This is a genomic window from Paenilisteria rustica (assembly GCF_013820765.1).
Taxonomy (GTDB): Bacteria; Bacillota; Bacilli; order Lactobacillales; family Listeriaceae; genus Listeria_A; species Listeria_A rustica.
Genome location: NZ_JABJVM010000044.1, coordinates 1 through 704 on the forward strand (window position 1 = coordinate 1; position 704 = coordinate 704).

Below are 704 nucleotides of genomic sequence, written 5' to 3' on the forward strand. Positions count from 1 at the left end.
TGGGACAGATAATTGGGGTGAAGTCGTAACAAGGTAGCCGTATCGGAAGGTGCGGCTGGATCACCTCCTTTCTAAGGAAAAGGAAACCTGCTTTTGTTTTATCTTCTGTTTTGTTCAGTTTTGAGAGGTCAATTCTCTCTATGAAGAAGAAAGTTGTTCTTTGAAAACTAGATAAGAAAGTTAGTAAAGTGCGGTATAAGTCTTTGACTTGTACCAACCAAGTAAGAACCGAGAATCAACTGAAAGTAACCTTTCAACTAACTGATACGGCCATCGCTGGCTCGTAGACGTTAGGAACATACCCGTGGTTAGTGCGTAAGCACAGCGATCCACATGGTTAAGTTAGAAAGGGCGCACGGTGGATGCCTTGGCACTAGGAGCCGAAGAAGGACGGGACTAACACCGATATGCTTTGGGGAGCTGTACGTAAGCGTTGATCCAGAGATTTCCGAATGGGGGAACCCACTATCTTTAGTCGGATAGTATCCTTACGTGAATACATAGCGTAAGGAAGGCAGACCCAGGGAACTGAAACATCTAAGTACCTGGAGGAAGAGAAAGAAAAATCGATTTCCTGAGTAGCGGCGAGCGAAACGGAAAGAGCCCAAACCAAGAAGCTTGCTTCTTGGGGTTGTAGGACACTCTATACGGAGTTACAAAAGAAAGTGGTAAACGAAGTGGTCTGGAAAGGCCCGCCAAAGAAG

2 rRNA genes are annotated in these 704 nt (G+C 45.6%); both read left to right on the forward strand.

The window, feature by feature from the left end:
- Positions 1-71, forward strand: a 16S ribosomal RNA gene (locus HPK16_RS16515); the annotation flags it as partial.
- A 264-nt stretch (positions 72-335) separates the two neighbouring features.
- Positions 336-704, forward strand: a 23S ribosomal RNA gene (locus tag HPK16_RS16520); the annotation flags it as partial.